The sequence below is a fragment of the Gilliamella mensalis genome (genome assembly GCF_900103085.1).
Lineage (GTDB): Bacteria > Pseudomonadota > Gammaproteobacteria > Enterobacterales > Orbaceae > Gilliamella > Gilliamella mensalis.
This window is the reverse complement of record NZ_FMWR01000019.1, coordinates 1-908: the sequence shown is the minus strand read 5'-3', so window position 1 is coordinate 908 and position 908 is coordinate 1. Positions and strand designations below refer to the sequence as shown.

Below are 908 nucleotides of genomic sequence, written 5' to 3'. Positions count from 1 at the left end.
CTTCAATATCGCCTTGGTTGGCAAACAGTTTCATGCCCGATTTTTGGGCAAATAAGCCAATCGCTTCAGCCGATGAAAGGGTAATGTTTTGTAACGCATTAATGTCGGTTTGATGTTCGCTGGTTAAGGTCAGGCTGTTAGCTGTTGTCAGTTGAATATTTTCAGGGCTGGTTAAAGCGATGCCTTCTTGCGCATAGGCTAAAATGCCACTTTGGGTTAGCTGAGTTAAGTTGGCTTTAAGTTGGTCTTGGCTGTCGGTATCGGCGCTGTGCGCCTTGGACTGAGTAGCCGCATTTTGTAGCGCTTTGGCAATAGAGAGGGCATTTTCAAGTTCGGTAATCGCCGCTTGCATATCGAGTTGTTTGCCTTGCGCTTTCGGCTCGGTTTGCGTGGTTAAGTATAAGCCTTTGTTAGCAGCAATGGCGCCCCATTCGTCAGTGCGCAGTTCAAACCCTTCACCTCGCGCTTCTTTGTTTTGGTTAACTAGGTGACCAATATTAAGTTGGGTTTTGCCGTATTCGGTGGCAATTTTGATATGCTCTTGCCCGCGCTTATCATCCATGCGCAGTTTGTTATTAGCTGGCGTGCGAATCACATTGCGGTGTTTGTTAATGGTAGTAACGAGGTCAGGATGAGCACTGTCATGCATCGCATGGGCGATATAAGGCCTATCAGGATTGCCCTGCATAAAGGCGATGGCCACTTCGGTGCCGTCAATTAACGGGAAGTGAAAGCCATAGGTGTTACCCGCATAAGGTTTAGCTAAACGTACCCATAAGCTTTCACTGCCACTTTTCCATTCTTTTAAGTCTACGTTAAATTTAACTCGGTAACGCCCTTGGGTATCAATATAGCCATAAGTGTCATTGTCTGGACTGGTGACTCTGGCAGGTAACGTGCCACTGACT

The 908-nt window shown here is 46.9% G+C and carries 1 protein-coding gene; it reads right to left on the bottom strand.

Translation table 11 applies throughout. The features are described 5' to 3' along the window. Positions 1-908: DUF2345 domain-containing protein (locus BQ5209_RS10100; RefSeq protein ID WP_143421911.1), on the bottom strand; the 908-nt coding region annotated here is incomplete at both ends.